General features: G+C 66.2%; 17 protein-coding genes. 9 read left to right on the top strand and 8 right to left on the bottom strand.

Going from position 1 to position 18,596, the window contains the following annotated elements; all coding sequences use genetic code 11:
* Positions 1–121: 121 nt before the first annotated feature.
* Positions 122–1,141, bottom strand: coding sequence for a LacI family DNA-binding transcriptional regulator (locus NJG22_RS22500; RefSeq protein WP_253097808.1), 1,020 nt, complete (start codon positions 1,139–1,141; stop codon positions 122–124).
* 208 nt (positions 1,142–1,349) lie between these two features.
* Between NJG22_RS22500 and NJG22_RS22495 the strand changes: the two genes are divergently transcribed.
* The 3 genes from NJG22_RS22495 (at position 1,350) to NJG22_RS22485 (ending at position 3,763) form a co-directional block, all read left to right on the top strand.
* Positions 1,350–1,889, top strand: a complete 540-nt coding sequence (locus NJG22_RS22495) for a gluconokinase (RefSeq protein ID WP_253097800.1) — start codon at positions 1,350–1,352, stop codon at positions 1,887–1,889.
* Positions 1,890–2,004: 115 nt separating this feature from the next.
* The gene (locus tag NJG22_RS22490; protein ID WP_253097798.1) at positions 2,005–3,357 is read left to right on the top strand and encodes a GntP family permease; all 1,353 of its coding nucleotides are present in this window, start codon (positions 2,005–2,007) and stop codon (positions 3,355–3,357) included.
* A gap of 106 nt (positions 3,358–3,463) precedes the next feature.
* A complete protein-coding gene (locus NJG22_RS22485; protein WP_253097796.1) occupies positions 3,464–3,763 on the top strand; it encodes a hypothetical protein in 300 nt (99 codons plus the stop codon).
* Positions 3,764–3,903: 140 nt separating this feature from the next.
* On the opposite strand, the gene NJG22_RS22480 is transcribed toward NJG22_RS22485, so the two are convergent.
* The 4 genes from NJG22_RS22480 to NJG22_RS22465 all read right to left on the bottom strand — a co-directional run bounded on the left by NJG22_RS22480 (position 3,904) and on the right by NJG22_RS22465 (position 9,232).
* Positions 3,904–5,331 carry a sigma-54 dependent transcriptional regulator gene (locus tag NJG22_RS22480; RefSeq protein ID WP_253097794.1) on the bottom strand — a complete coding sequence of 476 codons (1,428 nt, stop codon included), beginning with the start codon at positions 5,329–5,331 and terminating at the stop codon, positions 3,904–3,906.
* The gene (locus NJG22_RS22475) at positions 5,300–6,793 is read right to left on the bottom strand and encodes a HAMP domain-containing sensor histidine kinase (protein WP_253097792.1); all 1,494 of its coding nucleotides are present in this window, start codon (positions 6,791–6,793) and stop codon (positions 5,300–5,302) included. Before NJG22_RS22475 ends, NJG22_RS22480 begins: the two co-directional genes overlap by 32 nt.
* Positions 6,794–7,081: 288 nt before the next feature.
* Entirely contained in the window at positions 7,082–8,518 is a 1,437-nt protein-coding gene (locus tag NJG22_RS22470; RefSeq protein ID WP_253097789.1) for a HAMP domain-containing sensor histidine kinase, read from the bottom strand.
* A 105-nt stretch (positions 8,519–8,623) separates the two neighbouring features.
* Complete coding sequence (locus tag NJG22_RS22465; protein ID WP_253097788.1) at positions 8,624–9,232, bottom strand: lytic transglycosylase domain-containing protein; 609 nt, start codon at positions 9,230–9,232, stop codon at positions 8,624–8,626.
* 185 nt (positions 9,233–9,417) lie between these two features.
* Between NJG22_RS22465 and gspG the strand changes: the two genes are divergently transcribed.
* Together gspG and NJG22_RS22455 are read left to right on the top strand one after the other, a co-directional pair.
* The gene (gene gspG / locus NJG22_RS22460; protein WP_253097786.1) at positions 9,418–9,843 is read left to right on the top strand and encodes a type II secretion system major pseudopilin GspG; all 426 of its coding nucleotides are present in this window, start codon (positions 9,418–9,420) and stop codon (positions 9,841–9,843) included.
* 11 nt (positions 9,844–9,854) lie between these two features.
* On the top strand, positions 9,855–11,033 hold the full coding sequence (locus NJG22_RS22455) for a type II secretion system F family protein (RefSeq protein ID WP_253097784.1): 1,179 nt from the start codon (positions 9,855–9,857) through the stop codon (positions 11,031–11,033).
* A 16-nt stretch (positions 11,034–11,049) separates the two neighbouring features.
* Here the strand turns inward: NJG22_RS22455 and NJG22_RS22450 are convergent, their stop codons facing one another.
* Positions 11,050–11,964 (bottom strand): tyrosine-type recombinase/integrase, encoded by a 915-nt coding sequence (locus NJG22_RS22450; RefSeq protein WP_253097783.1) that lies wholly within the window; start codon positions 11,962–11,964, stop codon positions 11,050–11,052.
* A gap of 213 nt (positions 11,965–12,177) precedes the next feature.
* Here NJG22_RS22450 and NJG22_RS22445 point away from each other — a divergent pair, with 213 nt between their 5' ends.
* From NJG22_RS22445 to NJG22_RS22435, 3 genes are all read left to right on the top strand, one after another.
* Positions 12,178–13,359, top strand: a complete 1,182-nt coding sequence (locus NJG22_RS22445; protein ID WP_253097781.1) for an NnrS family protein — start codon at positions 12,178–12,180, stop codon at positions 13,357–13,359.
* 113 nt (positions 13,360–13,472) lie between these two features.
* The gene (locus tag NJG22_RS22440) at positions 13,473–14,120 is read left to right on the top strand and encodes a DUF1345 domain-containing protein (RefSeq protein WP_253097773.1); all 648 of its coding nucleotides are present in this window, start codon (positions 13,473–13,475) and stop codon (positions 14,118–14,120) included.
* 399 nt (positions 14,121–14,519) lie between these two features.
* Positions 14,520–14,783, top strand: coding sequence for a DUF1652 domain-containing protein (locus NJG22_RS22435; RefSeq protein WP_253097772.1), 264 nt, complete (start codon positions 14,520–14,522; stop codon positions 14,781–14,783).
* Here NJG22_RS22435 and NJG22_RS22430 read toward each other — a convergent pair.
* Entirely contained in the window at positions 14,780–16,867 is a 2,088-nt protein-coding gene (locus tag NJG22_RS22430) for an EAL domain-containing protein (protein WP_253097771.1), read from the bottom strand. The two genes, NJG22_RS22435 and NJG22_RS22430, sit on opposite strands and share 4 nt — an antisense overlap.
* Positions 16,868–17,154: 287 nt before the next feature.
* Between NJG22_RS22430 and NJG22_RS22425 the strand changes: the two genes are divergently transcribed.
* Positions 17,155–17,436: a hypothetical protein gene (locus tag NJG22_RS22425; RefSeq protein ID WP_253097770.1), complete on the top strand. Its 282-nt coding sequence runs from the start codon at positions 17,155–17,157 to the stop codon at positions 17,434–17,436.
* A 123-nt stretch (positions 17,437–17,559) separates the two neighbouring features.
* Here NJG22_RS22425 and NJG22_RS22420 read toward each other — a convergent pair whose 3' ends face one another.
* On the bottom strand, positions 17,560–18,378 hold the full coding sequence (locus NJG22_RS22420) for a transporter substrate-binding domain-containing protein (protein WP_253097769.1): 819 nt from the start codon (positions 18,376–18,378) through the stop codon (positions 17,560–17,562).
* Positions 18,379–18,596 lie beyond the last annotated feature (218 nt).

Raw genomic sequence — 18,596 nt, 5'->3', positions numbered from 1 at the left:
GCTAACAGTCAGAAGCCAACTTTGTCCCTCCTCCTCCCTTCAAGTCCTACCATACAAGCCAGCCTTGCTGGCGAACCAGGTAACTCGGTAGCCGGTGCCTACGCACCGTAACCCCGCCAGCTCAGGAACTCTCCCGCACCATCAGCTCGAAGCCCAGGTCCTGCTGCGCATCCGCACCGCGCTTGCCATCGAGCATGCCCAGCAAGGCCTGCGCCGCGCCGCGCCCCACTGCCGCCCGCGGCGTGCGGATCGAGGTCAGCCGCGGCACCATGTGCGCCGAACCCGGCAAGTCGTTGAAGCCGACCATCGCCACCTGCCGAGGCACCTCGACGCCCTGGCGCAAGGCCTGCAAGATCGCGCCCTGGGCCAGGTCGTCGTTGCAGAAGAAAATACCATCGACATCCGGCGCCCGGGCCAGCAGGCGGCTGAACAACTCGCCCCCCAGGCCGATCGACGACGGCTGCGGGTCGAGCATTTCCAGCTCTGGCGCTTGCAAGCCGGCTTGCGCCAATGCCTGGCGGAACCCCTCGGCCCGTTGCATCACCCGTGGGTCCAGCTGCGCGGCAATGAAGCCCAACCGCCGCCGCCCACGCTCGATCAGGTGCCGCGCCGCCGCGCGCCCGGCCTCGTACTGGGAAAACCCGACCGACAAGGCGCCCGCCTCGCCACCCAGTTCCATCATGTGCACGCAGGGCACTTGGCTGGCGGCGAGCATCTGCCGCGAGGCCTCGCTGCGCTCGAAACCGGTCAGCAACATGCCGCATGGCTGGTAGGCCAGGTAGTTGCGGATCAGGTTCTCTTCCTCGGCGATGTCGTAGTGGTAGTTGCCGATCAGCACCTCCAGCCCGCGGGGCCGCATCACTTCGTGGATCGCCTCGAGGGTGTCGATGAACAGCTGGTTGGACAGCGAAGGGATCAATACCACCACCGACTGGCTGCGCGCCGAGGCCAGGGCTCGCGCCGCCGGGTTGGCGACGTAGCCCAGGCTGGCCGCCGCGGCCTTGACCTTTTCCACCAGCTCCGGGGCGACCGTGCTGACCCCGCGCAGGGCGCGGGAGGCGGTGATGGGGGAAACCCCGGAAAGCCTGGCGACTTCTGCCAGGGTGGGACGACCAGTGGTGCGTGAGCCGATACGGGACATGGGAGTTGGAGTTTTTCCACTTGCAGGAAGAGGGAACGGTCACTAAGGTAGCGCTGTCTCTGGATGCAGGCAATGCAATCCTGGTAGCAGTCATGCCTTATACGTCCATACTGCCAAAGACAAGATCAATAACACCCGGGAGGGTGGCGCTTACCGATTTGGCTCACGACCGCCAAGACAGCGCTATCTCACCCAGCAGGAGGTACAGATGAACCCTTCCCTGTCCGCGATTGTGGTCATGGGCGTGGCTGGATGCGGCAAGAGCTGCATCGGCGCGGCCATTGCCGCGCGCAGCGGCGGCCGCCTGATCGAAGGCGATGCCTTCCACCCCGCCGCGAACATCGCCAAGATGAGCGCCGGCATTCCCCTGGACGACGACGACCGCGCCGGTTGGCTGGTGCGCCTGGGTGAAGCGCTGCAGAACGCGATCAGCGCGGGCGAACGCCCGATCCTGACCTGCTCGGCGCTCAAGCGCCGCTACCGCGAGACCTTGCGCGAGGCGGTGCCGGCGCTGGGCTTCGTGTTCCTCGAGCTCACCCCGCAGCAAGCCGAGCAACGCGTGCGTGCGCGCCCCGGCCACTTCATGCCGGCCAGCCTGATCGACAGCCAGTTCGCCGCCCTGGAACCGCCCCATGGCGAACCCCTGACCCTGGAGCTGGATGCCACCGCTCCGGTCGAAGCCCTGGCCGAAGCCGTGCACACCTGGCTAAAGCCCGGCGGTGAGCGGACCCTGGCGCGCACCGCCTGACCCGGCGGTAGTTCCAGCTCACCCAAGATAGCGCTGTCTCTGTACCTTGCGGCAAGCAACGACCAAGAAACACGCTCCACCAAAACAACAACGACAAGACCGAGGCTAACGATCCATGTTCGGACTAGCTACTGATACGTTCCTGCTGCTCGACGCGCTGGTCACCATCGTCGGGCTGATCCTGCTGATCACCCATTTCAAGGTCCACCCCTTCGTTGCCCTGACCCTGGCCGCAGGCTTTCTCGGCCTGACCTCCGGCATGCCGGTGGCCAAGGTGATGAAGTCGTTCCAGGACGGCTTCGGCGGGGTACTGGGCTTCGTCGGCATCGTCCTGGCCCTGGGCACCATGCTCGGCAAGCTGATGGCCGACTCCGGCGGCGCCGACCAGATCGCGCAAACCTTGATCCGCGCCTTCGGCAAGCAGAAGGTGCACTGGGCGATGATGTTCGCCGCCTTCCTGGTGGGTATCCCGCTGTTCTTCGAGATCGGTTTCGTGCTGCTGATCCCGCTGGTGTTCATCGTCGCCCGCCGCTCCGGCGTGTCGCTGGTGAAGATCGGCATTCCGCTGCTGGCCGGTCTTTCCGTGGTCCACGGCCTGGTGCCGCCGCACCCGGGCCCGCTGCTGGCGATCGGCATCTTCCACGCCGACATCGGCAAGACCATCTTCTATGGCCTGCTGGTGGCATTGCCTACCGCGGTGATCGCCGGCCCGCTGTTCGGTAACTTCATCTCCCGCTACATCCCCGGCAACCCGTCCCAGGAGCTGATGGACCAGATCGCCCGCGAGTCGGACCAGCACAACCTGCCAAGCTTCAGCGTGACCCTGATCACCGTGCTGCTGCCGGTGGCGCTGATGCTGCTCAAGACCTTCGCCGACGTGGTACTGCCGGCCGAGCACATCGTGCGCCAGTGGATGGACCTGATCGGCCACCCGATCACCGCCCTGCTCGCCGCCCTGCTGCTGGCGTTCTACACCTTCGGTTCGGCGCGTGGCTTCAACCGCCAGCAGATCATGAAGATGCTCGACCAGAGCCTGGCGCCCACCGCCGCCATCGTGCTGATCGTCGGTGCCGGTGGCGGCTTCAAGCAGATGCTGGTGGACACCGGGGTCGGCAACGTGATCGGCCAGATGGCGGTCCAGGCCGAGATCTCGCCGATCCTGCTGGCCTGGCTGGTGGCGGCGGTGATCCGCATCGCCACCGGCTCCGCGACCGTGGCCACCATCACCGGCGCCGGCATCGTCGCCCCGGTGATCGACCTGGTACCGGGGGTCAACCGCGAACTGCTGGTGCTGGCCACCGGGGCCGGCTCGCTGATCCTGTCCCACGTCAACGACGCCGGGTTCTGGCTGGTCAAGCAGTACTTCAACATGACCGTCGCCGAAACCTTCAAGACCTGGAGCATGATGGAGACCATCCTCTCGGTGGTCGGCATCATCTTCATCATGTTGTTGTCCACGGTGGTGTGACCGTCGGTCGCCGTGATGGCACCCGGCTGACCAACTCAAGGCCCAAGTGAGACAGCGGCCCTGCCCAGGCAGGGCCGTTTTCTTTCCTCGCAAAGGAGCCTGCCCCATGAAAGCTGCCCTGTTGCTCGCCGCCCTGCTCGCCTCGCCACTGGCGTTGGCCGCCGGAACCGGCGCCACCTACCCCGATGACCCGCACAACCCGGCACCCAAGCCGGGTGTCGACAGCACCCTGAACCCCGTCGAGCAGCCCATGCCGCGCGATACCGACCCGCGGATCAAGGGCAACGACCCAGACAGCCCGCCGGCTGAGCAGAACGATGATCGCGACCTGCCCGGGATGGGCGGCAGCGGTTCGGAGGGGATGGGGCGTGGTGGGGATGGGTCAGGGGGTACGGGCAAGCCTTAGCCCCCCAGGCCCCTATATCCCTGTAGGAGCGGCCTTGTGTCGCGATGGGGCGCACAGCGCCCCCACATTCTCAGCGTCGCCGCGAAGAAGGCCGGGGCCGCTTTGCGCCCCATCGCGACACAAGGCCGCTCGCGCCCAGGTCACCATTGGCGCTTGTCTGGCCGGCTCAGCCCGAGCTTCTCGATCTTGTAGCGCAGCATGTCCCGTGACAGCCCCAGCAAGCGCGCCGACTTGGTGACGTTCCAGTCGGTGCGGTCGAGCGTGCGACAGACCATGTCGCGCTCCATGTCCGGCAAGCTGCCGGTCGCCTCCGGCTCGTGGCGGTGGGCCTCGTACACGGCCATCGGTGCGGGCGCAGCCAGGGGCTCATCGACCAGGGTCATGCATAGGTTCAACTGGTGCGCGCCAATCACCTCGCTGGGGGCCAGCAACACGGTCTGTTCGAGCATGTTGCGCAGCTCGCGCACGTTGCCCGGCCAACTGTAGCCAAGCATCAGCGCCTCGGCCTCGGCGGAAAACCGCAGGTTCGGCTTGCCATAGCGCCGCCCGTGGTGGGCCAGGAAGTGTCGGGCCAGGCGCAAGATGTCCTGGCCCCGGGCATACAGGCGCGGCACCTTCAGGGCGATGATGCGCAGGCGGAAGAACAGGTCGCGGCGGAACTTGCCCTGCTGCACCATCTGCTCGAGGTTGCAGTTGGTCGCACTGATCACCCGCAAGTCCACCTTGCGTTCCTTCACCGCGCCGATGCGGCGGATGCTGCGATCTTCCAGCAGCTTGAGCAGCTTGGCTTGCAGCACCAGGTCCATCTCGCCGATCTCGTCGAGGAACAGCGTGCCGCCATCGGCCGCCTCGACCAGGCCCACCCGGCGCTCCTTGGCGTCGGTGAAGGCGCCCTTCTCATGCCCGAACAGCTCGGCCTCCAGCAGGTTGGCCGGGATCGACGCGCAGTTGAACTCGATGAACGGCCCCTTGGCGCGGCTGCCGTCAAAATGCAGGGCACGGGCCACCAGCTCCTTGCCGGTGCCCGTCTCGCCCTCCACCAGCACCGGCGGCAGGTCGTCGCTGGCCATGCGCCGCTCGGCATCGAGCAACTGGCGCAGGGTGTGCTTGAGGTCGAGCATCACCGGCGACTCGCCAATCAAGGCCTGCAACCCCGACTTCTGCGCCTCGCGCTCCTGGTAGAACGACAGCGTGCGCTCCATGCGCTCGGCGGCCAGGGCCTTGTCCAGCATCAGCTTGAGCTCGGCCAGCACCACCGGCTTGGTCAGGTAGTGGAAGGCGCCCTCCTTCATGGCCAGCACGGCGTCTTCGACGTTGCCGTAGCCGGTCATCATGATCACCTTCAGTGCCGGCGCCTGGGCCACCAGGGCACGCAGCAGGTCGTGGCCGCTCATGCCCGGCAACGAGTTGTCGGTCAGCACGGCGTCGGGCTGGGCGCGCTTGACCTGCTCCAGCGCCAGCTCCGCGCTGTGGCACACCGTGACCTCGAAACCCTTGAGGCTCAGGTAGGTGCGAATGTTGTCGGCAAGGATTTCATCATCCTCGACCACCAGGATGCTGTGTTCCATGGTCCCCTCCCGCTGCGATATTGAAAGTCAGGCTGACGCGGGTTCCTTCCTCTTCGCGGCTGGTCAGTTCGACCGCGCCGCCAAAGCGTTCCATGATCCGTTTGACCAGGGCCAGGCCAACACCGAGGCCGCCCTGCTTGGTGGTGAAAAATGGCTTGAACACCATGCGCCGTTGCTGCTCGTTCATCCCTTTGCCGGTGTCGCTGAGCTGCAGCTGGGCCTGCTGGCCCTCCAGCTGGCGTACCTCGGCGCGCAACTCGCCGCCCTGGGGCATGGCCTCCAGGGCGTTGGCGAACAGGCTGTTGAGGATCTGCGTCAGCTGCAGCGGCTGGCTGGCCACCCATTGCGCGGCCGGGCCGTCGAAGCTGAAACGCACCTGGTTGCGCTCGATCTGCAGGGCGAACGTTTGCCGGGCATCCTCAAGGGCGGCCACCAGGTCCACCGCCTCGGGCTCGTCGCTGGTCGGGCGCAGCGACACCAGCAGGTCGCGCACCCAGCGCGACATGCGGTCGACCTGGGTAATGATGTCGCCGATGTTCTTCTGCGCCGCGGGGCTGGCGATATCCTGGGCCAGTTCGGCGCTGGAGCGGATATTGGCCAGCGGGTTGCGCAGGCTGTGGGCCACCGCCGAGGACATCTCCCCCAGGGCCACGTAGGTTTCGCTGGCCACCAACCGCTCCTGCTGGTGATGCAGCAGGCTGGCGGCGCGGCGCACGATCCAGAACAGGCCGAAGTAGATCAACGCCCCGCCCACCAGGGTCGAGGCCCAGATCAGCACATAGCCGCGATGGATGCGCCGTACCAGGTCCTGCGGTTCCTTGTAGATCTCGACCATGCTCAGCACCTGCTCGCCTTGGCTGTCGAACAGCGGGATGTAGTTCTCGATGAACAGGTGCCGCGGCTCGCGCTGGAACTTCTGTTCCTCGCGCTCCTCGTCGGCCTTGTGGTAACTGGCCGACACCGACTTGCGCGAGTGGAAGGCGTGCTCGAGGTCGTCGTCCTCCTCGATGCGCTGGCCGATCAAGTGCGGGTTGGTCGACCACACCACGGTGTGGTCACGGGCGTAGACGTTGGCCAGCAGGGTGTCGGGCAGGTGCTCGACATGGTCGAGGAACTCCACCCGGGTGGCTTCGGCCAGCTGTGGGGTGAACTGCAGGTGCTGCTGGTCCAGGCGCGGGTCGAGCAGCTCGCCCATGGTCACCCCCGGCGGCAACTGCGAGTGACGCACCTCGGCCTGGGCCATGGCCTGGATGAACTGCGCGGTGAGCATGGCATCGCGCTCGACGCTGTCGCGTACCACGAAGCGCGTCGACACATAGCCCAGGCCGCCGGCCACCGCCGCGATGATCAGCAGGCTGACCAGCGAGAACCAGCGCAGCAGGTTGAACTCCTGCAGCGGCGCGGCCAGTCCGGTGGCGGCTGCAGCCGTTTTGTCGCTGGCTTGTTTGTCGAGCGTCTGCATCACGTCGTTTCCGCCTTTGCGCCAGTGGGGCCACCAGCACGCTGTCGCTACCCGTGGTAGCCCGGTAACGGCCGCCAGTCATGACCCAAGTCGCAAACTGTCGGCCCTGGTGAGATGAAGCAAAAAACCGGCCATCGTCTTAAATTAAAAAAAATCCTTAATAAACAGTCTCATATAAACTTTTATTAAAGTTATTTCTTGATAATCCCCCCACATCTGGGGAAACAAGACCAAAAACCATAAATGCAATAAAAACAATTATTTACAGCTACTTATTGATTTAGAAAATCAACTTTTAATCACCCGGAAATGGAGCGAGACCCGCGTCCCCAACCCGACGCGGCTGCTCAACCTCACCGACCCACCAAAGCGTTCCATGATCCGCTTGACCAATACCAACCCAACCCCCAGGCCGCCCTGCTTGGTGGTGAAGAATGGCCGGAAGGCCAGGCGCTGTTGCTGCTCGCTCATGCCCTTGCCAGTGTCCGAGAGGCGCAGGGTCAAACCACGCCGGTCATGCCGCACCACCTCCACGCGCAGCTCGCCGCCCGGCTCCATCGACTCCAGGGCATTGGCGATCAGGCTGCTGAAGATCTGCCCCAGCAGCACCGGCTGCCCCAGCACCTGGACCCGCGGCACCTCGGCCACGCGCAAGCGGATTCCCCCTCGCGCCAGCGCCGTGGCGAAGGCCTGCAGGCTGTCATCCAGCGCCTGGGCGACATCCACCGGTTGTGCCTCGTCGTTGAGCGGGCGCAGCGATTGCAACAGCTCGCGCACCCACTGCGACATGCGGTCGACCTGGCTGATGATGTCATTGATGTTCTTCTGCGCCGGCCCCTCGTCGAAGGCCTGGGCCAATTCGGCGCTGGAGCGGATGCTGGCCAGCGGGTTGCGCAGGCTGTGGGCCACCGCCGACGACACCTCGCCCAGGGCGACAAAGGTTTCATTGCCGATCAGGCGTTTGTGCTGCACCGCCATCAGCCGCGCGGCCCGGCGCATGATGCCGTACAGCCCGACATAGACCACGCCCGCTCCCACCGCGATGGCCAGCCAGATCAGCAGCAGGCCATGCTCGATGCGCACGATCAGGTCGTGGGGTTCCTTGTAGATCTCGACCATGGCGGTGACGTTCTCGCCATCGGCGTCGAACAGCGGGATGTAGTTCTCGATGAACAGCTGTTCGGGCGGGGTGACGAATTTCTGCTCGCTGCGCGCCTGCTCGAAGTCGTGGTAGCTGGCCGAGACCCGCATCTTGTACTCGAAGGCCTGGTCCAGGTCGTCGTCCGATTCGATCAGGCGACCGATCAAGGCCGGGTTGCTCGACCAGATCACCGTGCGGTCGGGGGCATAGATATTGGCCAGGAGCATGTCCGGCAGGTGGGCGATATGGTCGAGGAACTCGCCCCGGGCCCTGCGCCGGGCCTCGGGGTCGACATCCGGCATGCCGTGATCGGTGCGCGGGTCGAGCAGTTCGCCCATGGTGCGCACGTTGGGGATCGACACATGGCGCACCTCGGCGTCGGCGATGGAGGTGATGAACTGGGCGGTGAGCAACGCGTCGCGCTCGACGCTTTCGTTGATGATGAAGCGGCTGGAGATCAGGCCCAGCCCTACCGCCACCGAAACGATGATCGCCAGGCTGACCCAGGCGTACCAGCGCAGCAGGTTGAACGGCTTGCGCCCGGCACTGGCATCGGCTGTGTCGGGGCGGGGGGCGAGGTCCATGGGCGGGCTCCGCGGCTGGGCACGTCTACAGGTTATAGCCCAGAGTTGGGGGCCATGGGTGTTGAAGGCCCATGGGCGCCCTTACCCGCACGCCAAACCTGCCGATCACAGCGGCGAATCCTCGGCCAAGCCCCGCAACAGGCGATACTCGCGCAACACATTGGGCACATAGCGCTGGGTCTCGGCGAACGGCGGCACCACCCGTCCGCGGCTCAACACCGCTTCTGGCCCGGCGTTGTAGGCCGCCACCGCCAAGGTGATGTCATTGTCGAACAATTTCAGCATGCGCTTGAGGTAACGCGCCCCGCCGCGCACGTTGGCCTCGGGGTCGAGCACATCCTTGACGCCCATCTCCTTGGCCGTGTCCGGCATCAGTTGCATCAGCCCCGCCGCGCCCTTGGCCGAGCGAGCCTTGGGGTTGTAGCCGGACTCGGCCTTGATCAACGCATGCAACAACGCCTGCGGCACATCGCTGGCCAACGCGGCGGCAGCCACCACATCGGCGTAGGGCCGCCCGGTGACCAGTTGCGCATTGACCGGCCCGCCGGCGATGCCGGTTTCGCTGATCACCCGATCATAGTGCCGTCCTGGCCGATGCACGTTGGACAGCACGAAGCCGCCCTTGCCGTCACGGGAGATGTACACATCGGCCTGGGCGCCCAGCGCCACCAGCCCCATCACCAGCCCGGCCACTCCCAGGATCAGTCCACCCATGTCGGTCGCCTCCACGCCGTGTGCCCCAATGTTGGGGGAAATGCCCCGCGAAGCCGGGCTTTGCGGCTGTGACGCAAGCAGCGTGCCGCCTGCCATCGCGCCTGCGGCAAGGGCCCCAGGCAGACGAGCACGGCTGTTGCATGGGGCCTGTTGCGCAAGCCTGCCCACGCACCGGAGGACTCACCATGCAGCGCAACAACCTTGGCCAACGCGGCTTCACCCTGCTCGAACTGTTGGTGGTGCTGGTGGTGCTCGGCCTGTTGGCCGGCATCGTCGCGCCCAAGTACTTCGCCCAACTGGGCCGCTCCGAGGCCAAGGTGGCGCGGGCGCAGATCGAAGGCCTGGGCAAGGCCCTGGACCTCTACCGCCTGGAGATCGGCCATTACCCCAGCAGCGAGCAGGGCCTGCAGGCGCTGGTGGCTGCCCCCAGTGGCGAGGCACGCTGGTCTGGCCCGTACCTGCAAAAGGCCGTGCCCCAGGACCCTTGGGGGCGGCCGTACATCTACAAGCAGCCTGGCGAGAGCGGCGGCGAATACGACCTGCTGTCGATGGGCAAGGACGGCCAGCCCGGTGGCGACGGGGAAAACGCCGAGATCACCAGCTGGCAATGAGGAGCCCGGCCATGCGCTACCAGCTCAAGGCCCTGGGCAACCAGGGCGTGGTGCAACTGCAGGTGGACGCCGAGGATATCGAGCAGGCCCGCCGCCAGGCCGAGGATCAAGGCCTGCGCGTGCTCAGCGTGCGCCGCCGTGGCCTGGCCTGGCGGCGTCGCGCCGCGGCGTTCGACCTGGTGCTGTTCAGCCAGGAGCTGAGCACCCTGCTCAGCGCCGGCCTGGCGTTGATCGACGCCCTCGAAAGCCTGGCCGAAAAGGCGCCTGACGGCGCTGCGCGCAAGATCCTCGAACAACTGGTGCGCCAGCTCTACGAGGGCCGCTCGCTGTCCCAGGCCCTGGCCCTGCAACCTCGGGTGTTCCCCGCCCTGTACGTGGCCCTGGTGCAGTCCAGCGAGCGCACCGGCGCCCTGGGCGACGCCCTGGGCCGCTACATCGGCTATCGGCAACGGCTCGACCTGGTGCGCCAGAAACTAATCGGCGCCTCGGTCTACCCCTTGCTGCTGTTGCTGGTCGGCGGCGGCGTGGTGCTGTTCCTGCTGGGCTACGTGGTGCCACGCTTCAGCCTGGTGTTCGAGGGCATGGGCAGCGAGCTGCCGTGGCTGTCCCAGGTGCTGATGCAGATCGGCCTGTTCCTGCATGCCCAGCAGGTGCCGCTGGGCCTGGGCAGCCTGGGCGCCATCGGCGCCCTGGTCGCTGCGCGCCGCCAGCGCGTCCTCCAGCGCTGGGCCCACCGCCAGCTGCGGCGCCTCCCGGCCTTGCACCAGCGCCTGGTGATGTACGAGCTGGCGCGGTTCTACCGCTCGCTGGGGATCCTTCTGCAGGGTGGCATTCCCATCCTCACTGCCTTGGGCATGGCCCGCGGCCTGCTCGGCAGCGCCGGCGCCGAAAGCCTCGAGCAGGCCAGCCGACGGGTCGCCGAGGGCTTGGCGCTGTCGGATGCGCTGGAAGCCGCGCAACTGGTGACCCCGGTGTCGCTGCGCCTGCTGCGCGCCGGCGAGCAGTCGGGCAACCTGGGGGAAATGCTCGAGCGCTGCGCCGACTTCCACGACCAGGAGATCGGGCGCTGGGTGGAATGGTTCGTCAAACTGTTCGAGCCGTTGCTGATGACCTTCATCGGCCTGCTGATCGGCCTGATCGTGATCCTGATGTACATGCCGATCTTCGAACTGGCCTCGAGCATCCACTGACACTTTGAGCCTGAGCTCAGTAGTCGAACCGCTCCAGCGCCCGGCGCCGCTCGTTGTCGTCGCGCCGGTCATACCCGGCGGTGGTCTGGATATTGGCGTGGTGCGCCAGTTTCTGCGCGATCGACAGGTCGTGCTCCTCGATCACCCGGGTGATGAACGCCCGGCGAAAGTCATGGGGCATGATCTTCGCCCCTACCTGCGCCCCGCGCTGGCGGGCAATGTAGTAGATGGCGTGCTTGGTGATGCGCGCCCGGGTGATATGGCTGCCGCGGCGGATACGGTTGAACAGGAAGCTGTCGTCGCGCTCGCCCGCCGGCAGTTGCTGGCGCCGCAGGTCGAGCCAGGCCTGGAGCTTTTCGAAGGCCCAGGCCGGGGCATACTTGAGCAACTGCCGATTGCCCTTGGCCAGCACCTGGATACTGCGCTCCTGGAAGTCCACCTGGGCCAGGTCCACGTCCACCGACTCCGACTTGCGCATGCCGGTGCCATACAGCAGCGCCAGGATCGCCGCATCGCGCACACCCTGCGGCCGCGGGTCGGCGGCGCAGATGTCCATCAGCTCGCGGATCAGGCTGCGCCGCAGGTTGCGGCCCGCGGGCAGGCGGCTGCCACTGGCCGGCTTGATCTCGCGGATCTTCAGCAGTTGCTCATGCTCGATCAGGCCTTGGCGCCAGGCCTCGTTCATCACCCCGCGCACGGCATTGACGTACAGCGACGAGGTGTTGGGGGCATAGCCATCGGCGCGCAAGGCCGCCACCAGGGCCACCACATGGCCTGGTTCGAGGTGATGCCAGGGCACCTCGGCGATGTCGCAGTCGACGAACCCCAGGCGATCGGCGGCATCCTGGAGGATATAGCGCATGGTCAACTGGCTGGATGGCGCCAGGCGGGCAAGGTATTGCAACAACGGGTTGCGCAGAAGCTCGGTCACAACGGGATCCTGTAGCGAAGCGACCTGGCCAGGTTGAGCCAAGGTCGCGCAAAGCGAGTCTAATTGACAACAATCAAAGTCAAAAAGACCACAGAAAACTAGAGTCATAATGACTCATGACAGTGCCATCACCCTGATATACAAGGGTTTTGCCAGTGGCACGGTTCGTGATGGTACCCCATTCAACCTCTCTGATCGAACCAAGGTCCCGCCATGCTCGTCCAGCCCGTTACCGCTCGTCCGCGCCAGGCACTCTGGGCACTGGGTTTTCGCCCATTCTTCCTCGGCGGCAGTCTGTTCGCCCTGCTCGCCCTGCTGCTGTGGGCCGGAGTACTGGCCGGCGCGCTGCAACCCGAGCCACCCGGCGGCATGCTGGCCTGGCACCGCCACGAGATGCTGTTCGGCTTCGCCGCCGCCATCATCGCCGGCTTCCTGCTGACCGCTGTGCAGAACTGGAGCGGCATCCCCGGCCTCAGTGGCCGGCCGTTGCAGGGGTTGTTCCTGCTCTGGCTGCTGGGCCGGGCCAGCTGGTTCCTGCCCTTGCCGGCCTGGCTGGTGCTGCTGCTCCAGGGTGCCTTCCTGCCCCTGGTGGCCGTGGCCCTGGCCCGCCCGATCCTCCAGCGGCGCCTGCGCAACAATTACCCGATCGTCGTCCTGGTACTGCTGATCGCCGCCTGTCAGTGGCTGACCCTGGCCGGTTGGCTGAAGCACAACGAGCAGTGGCAACGCCACGGCGTGCTCGCCGGGCTGTGGCTGGTAGCGGCGATGATGAGCATGCTGGGCGGCCGGGTGATCCCGTTCTTCACCCGGCGCGGCCTGGGCAGCATGAGCCCTACGCCGGCCCGGCCGTGGCTGGACCGCGCCTGCCTGGCCGCCAGCGTGGCATTGCCGCTCAGCTATGTGCTCGGCCTCGGCGACCAGCCACACCCGGCGCTGGCCCTGCTGTTCGCGGCCCTGGCGCTGCTGCATGGCATGCGCCTGGTGCTGTGGCATGACCGCGGCCTGTGGCGGGTACCGCTGCTGTGGTCGCTGCACCTGGCCTACGCCTGGCTGATCCCGGCCTGCCTGGGCCTGGCCTTGTGGCATGCCGGGGTGGCGATCAACCCGAGCCTGGCGGCCCATGCCCTGAGCGTGGGTGCCATGAGCGGATTGATCGTGGCAATGATGGCGCGGGTCAGCCTGGGCCACACCGGGCGCCCCTTGCAGGTGCCGCGCAGCATGGCCTGGGCGTTCGCGCTGATCCAGCTGGCGGCGCTGGCCCGGGTGCTGGTGGCGCCGTTCACACCGCTGGGATTGGGGTTGTCGGTGTTGTTCGGCAGTGGTGCGCTACTGCTGTTCCTGTGGCATTACCTGCCGATCCTGGCCCGGCCGCGGGTGGATGGCATGCCGGGTTGAACCCGAGTAGCGCAATCTGCCGGAGTCATTGTAGGAGCCAGCCTTGCTGGCGAAGCAGGCAGCGCCAAGGCCATGGTCTACAGTTGCACAGACGCCCCCGGCAACGAGGCAGCATGGCTTTCCTTCGACTCACCCGTACCCATCCGCGCCTGAGCTTCGCCACCCTGGCCGGCTTGCTCGGCGGCTGGCTGATCCCTGCCGACGACACCGTGCAGCGCATCCTCGCCGGCTGGAACCTCGGCGTCTGGCTGTACTTGCTGATGGTGCTGTGGCTGAGCCTGCGCGCCAGCGCCGGGCAAGTGCGCAAGGTCGCCCGCCTGGAGGACGAGAACGCCGGCCTGGTGTTGATCACCGTGTGCGTCTCGGCCATCGCCAGCCTCGCTGCGGTCACCTTGCAACTGGTCTCCAGCCGTGGCCTCGAAGGCAGCGCCCTGGCCCTGCACTACCTGTACACCGGGCTGACGGTGGCAGGCTCGTGGCTGCTGATCGGCTGCATCTTCAGCCTGCACTACGCCCGACTGTTCTACACCGGCGACCGCCACGAGCCGCCGCTGCGCTTCGCCGACGGCGAACGCAACCCCGACTACTGGGACTTCCACTACTTTTCGTTCACCATCAGCGTCGCGGTGCAAACCTCCGATATCGGCGTCGCCGGCCGGGCCATGCGCCGGGTAGTGCTGGCGCATTCACTGGTAGGTTTCGTGTTCAACACGGCGATTCTCGGCTTCACCATCAATATCGCCGCCGGCCTGCTCAATTAACGCGCGTTGCGCACACGCGGCAATACTGCGCCAGGGCCACGCAGGCTGCCTGCATGACGAACGCCGGCAGGCCGAACACCATGGCCTGGGACAGGCTGTCGATGACCACGCCCCTGTCTGCCCGCCCGGCACCGCTGGTCCGAAAAGCGCTGCCGGGACCCCTAGCAGAGCGACACGCCTTGCCGGCGCTCAGCCCTAGGGGAAAACGTTTGCCTGGCCAGTGGCCGCCCGCTGGTCGGCGTGACGAGACTGTGACAGCCGTCATGCATTAGTACATTTGCCATATTTTCCAGGGAACACTGCCATGGCAGGTGCTATGTTTAGGTTCCTATGGCCAGGACCGCCACACTGGCATCACTGTGCACTCACAGCGTTCAGGACACGAACAAGGAGGCTGGCATGAACAAGATGACGTTCCCCAACGCCTGCCAGGTGATGCGTTGGCATTTTCATCCGCTGGGCTTCGAAGCCAGCATGGACGCTCCACGCAGCATGGTCGCCCGGCTGTTCGACCGGGCCACTGGCGAAACCGTGCTGGCAGTGGCCGGCATTCCCTGCGCCACGGTCATGCCCGCGGCCGATGTCGAGCGGATCATCGAGGCGCTCGAAGCCGAGATGGACACCTTCGACCTGCTCGCCAGTCCACTGCGCAGCGCGGTTTAGCCCGCCTGTTGCTGGCGCGCGCGCAGCGCCTGCAAACCCGTCATGAACTGCTCGGCCGGCACTGGCTGACCGAGCAGGTAGCCCTGTAGCGAATCGCAGCCCAGGCGGGTCAGGAAGTCCTGCTGGCGGGCGGTTTCCACCCCTTCGGCGACAATCCGCAAGCCCAACGCCTGGCCCAGCGCGACGATGGCCGAGACGATCGCCGCGTCATCGCTGTCCTGCTCCAGGTCGCGGACGAAGCCGCGGTCGATCTTCAACTCGTTGGCCGGCAGGCGCTTGAGGTACATCAGGCTGGAATAACCGGTGCCGAAGTCGTCGATCGACAAGTCCACGCCCATGTCCGACAAGCGCTGCAGCACATGCAGGCTGGCATCGGCATCGCGCATGGCGGTGGTCTCGGTGATTTCCAGGGTCAGGTGGTTGGCCGGCAGGCCGTTGTCGGCCAAGGCGGCGGCAACGCTGTCGACCAGCCCGGCATGACAGAACTGGATAGCCGACAGGTTGACCGCGATACGCCAGCCCTCATGCCCCTGGTCCATCCACTGGCGCATCTGCCGGCACGCCTCCCCCAGCACCCATTCGCCGATTGGGATGATCAGGCCGGTTTTCTCGGCCAGGCCGATGAAACGGTCCGGCAGCATCAGCCCATGGTGCGGATGCTCCCAGCGCAGCAGCGCCTCGGCACCGATGGGCTGGCGCTGCGCGGCGTCGAACTTGGGCTGGTAGTGCAGGCGGAACTGGTTGTGCTCCAGCGCCGTGCGCAGGTCCTGCAGCAATTGCAACTGCTGGCGCGCATTGCTGTTCATCGAGGCGTCGAAGAAGCTGTAGCCGTTCTTGCCGGCGCTCTTGGCGTGGTACATCGCCGCGTCGGCGTTGCGCAGCAGTTCATGCTGGTCCAGGCCGTTGCCCGGATACAGCACGATGCCGAGGCTGGCCGACAGTTGCAGGTCGTGTTCGGCGACGCGGAACGGCCTGGCCATCAGGTTGACCTGCTTGACCGCGACGTTCATGGCGTCGTCCGGCTCGTCCAGCTCCACCAGCAGCACGAACTCGTCGCCGCCAATCCGCGCCAGGGTGTCCTGGCTGTGCAGGTGGCCGCGCAGGCGCGCCGCCACGGCCTTGAGCAACTGGTCGCCGACATGGTGGCCGAAGGCATCGTTGACCGGCTTGAAGCCGTCCAGGTCGATGAACATCAAGGCAAAGCAGCCACCCTGCTCCGCCACCCGGCCAATGGCCTGCTCGATACGGTCGGCCAGCAGCGTGCGGTTGGGCAGCCCGGTCAGGGTGTCGTGCAGGGCCAGCTGGGTCAGTTCCTGGTTGGCCAGGGTCAGCGAGCGGGCCAGCTCGGCAGTGCGCGCCTCCAGGCGCGCGTCGAGCACCGAGGTCAGCAAGGCCACTGCCAGCACTGCCAGGGTGGTGATCAATACCAGGTAGTCCAGGCCATCGCCGGCCAGGCCGGTGGCCAGCGCGCCACAGAAACTGCCCGCGGGGAAATTGGCCGCCGCCATGCCGGTGTAGTGCATGCCGACGATGGCGATGCCCATCACCACCGCTGCCAACCCACGGATCTGCCGCACATACGGGGTGTGCTGGCGCAGGCGGAAGGCGATCCACAGCGCGGCGGCCGAGGCCCCCACCGCGATGCCCAGCGAGGCACCGAACAGGGTCGGGTCGTAGTCGATGCCCGGCTGCATGCGCAGCGCCGCCATGCCCATGTAGTGCATGCAGGCGATGCCGGTGCCCATGATCAACGCGCCGAACGCCAGCTGCAGCCACGGCAGTTTCGGCTGGCTCACCAGCCACAGGGCAAAGCCCGACGAGGCCACCGCGATCAGCAGCGACAACGCGGTGAGCGCCGCGTCGTAGCCCAGCTCGATGGGCAGGCTGAAGGCGAGCATGCCGATGAAGTGCATCGACCAGATGCCGATCCCCATGGCGAACGCCCCTCCGCCCATCCACAGGTACACCGCCCGGCCCTTGGCCGTGGCGATGCGCCCGGTGAGGTCCAGGGCGGTGTAAGAGGCAAGAATGGCCACGCACAGCGAGATCAGCACCAGCGAGGAGGAATAACTACCAATCAGCATGCGTACTTCCAGAAGCAGGCCAAGGGAGGGGCCCGGAAAAGCCGATAATTGTACTCAAGCTTTAGCGAAACGCACGGGGTTTTCACCACCCCGGATGGATCCAATGGGCGGCCACAGGCGCTTTCGAGCCTGAGTTAGAGGGCTTGCGCAAGGCAATAAAGGCATATTGCCACTTATCGATTGTTTCCTTGCCGCCTGGTCCGCGAGGCAACCACTGCCCCAAGCGAAGCGGCTCGCGCTAAACTAAGCGGGCCCACACTCCAATACCCACCTTTCAGGAGCTCGCGATGGCCACCCTGCCCGTGCGCATCCCCTTGCTCGTCCTCACGCTGCTGGCCATGGCCGTGGTCGCGGGCTGTTCCAGCAAGCACGGCAACAGCCGTTACGCCGCCCAAGGTTCCAAATGCTACGCCAAGGCCCTGCCCAGCAGTGGCGAAGGTGGCCTGGCATTCGGCCCGACCCTGGCCATGGCCAGCAAGAAGTCGCTGGACAGCTGCGTGCGCTACGCCAGCCGTTCAGGCGGCACGCCACGCACCTGCCAGGTGGTGCTGGCCAAGTGCAAGGGCTGAGCTAACCGCGCGCTTGCTTGATCAGCCCGGCGATTTCTTTTGCCCAGCTCGACGATCATCTTGCCCCAGGGCGGCGCCGCCCCAGACAAGGGCATTCGATCAAGGCATTGGTGTCGCCCTTGGCTAATCACCGGATGACTCGGTTTGTTGGCGTTGCCAACGCCGCAGGTTTTGCTCCACCAGTTGCGCCGGCAGTGGCCCGGCTGCCAGCTCGGCCACCTTGCGGGCCAGCTGTTCGCGCAGCGCCGGGACATTACAGCCAGACTTGCGCGACAGCGCCAGGTACAGGCCCTCGCTGGAAATCGGCGGGTCAAGGATGTCCAGCGCCTGGTCCTTGTCCAAGGTGCGGGCCAGCGCCAGTCCGGGGTAGCGCTCGAACAGCACGTAGTCGCTGCGTCCCAGCAGCAGCTTCTGGAACGCCTGGGAAGCGCTGGGCACCGCTTCCAGGTTCAACTGCGCCCGCGCATAGTCGTCGAAGGCCTGGCCATGGCTGTTGTTGACCAAGGTTCCGCCACGCCGGCCCTTGAGGTCGGACCAGTCGTTGTAGGTGAAGCCTTCGCCCTTGCGCACCCACGCCACGCTGGAGGTGTACAGGAAAGGCGGGCTGATGAAGTCGGTGGCCAGGGCCCGGGCATTGGTGCGGAAATACCCGGCCAGCAGGTCGATGCGGCCCGTGTTGACCTCTTCCTGGGCCCGCGACCAGGGCCCCACGTACAGCACATTCACCACCAGCCCGAGGGCCTTGGCCACATGCTGGAGCAGGTCGGCGTTGGCGCCGATCAGTTGCTGGGGGTTTTGCGGGTCGCGCCAAAGGTACGGGGGGTACTCGGGGTTGCCGGTGGCGCTGAGCTGCCGGCAGTCGCCGGCGGCCAGCGTGGCCTGGGGCAGCCAGGCCAGGGCGAGCGTCAGCAGCGCAGGCAGGGCCAGACGACGTCCGCTCATGGTGGTCCTCGCACGGTGAAATCACGCCACTGATAACGGGGCTTTACACAGTGTGCACGAGAAATGGCCGATCGCCACGTTTTGTCTGCGCGCGATGGTGCGGTACAGCGTCACGTGCCTGGCGCCCACGGGTTTAACGCAGGTCGCAGACGGCATAGGAGCCGGCTTGCCGGCGAACACCGGCGCAGCCGGTGCCATCCACCGCGGCGCCTGGTTCG

This window comes from Pseudomonas sp. VA159-2, from assembly GCF_024126635.1.
GTDB classification, from domain to species: Bacteria; Pseudomonadota; Gammaproteobacteria; order Pseudomonadales; family Pseudomonadaceae; genus Aquipseudomonas; species Aquipseudomonas muyukensis.
Note: the sequence above shows the minus strand (reverse complement) of the source record. Positions and strands in the feature narration are given on the sequence as shown.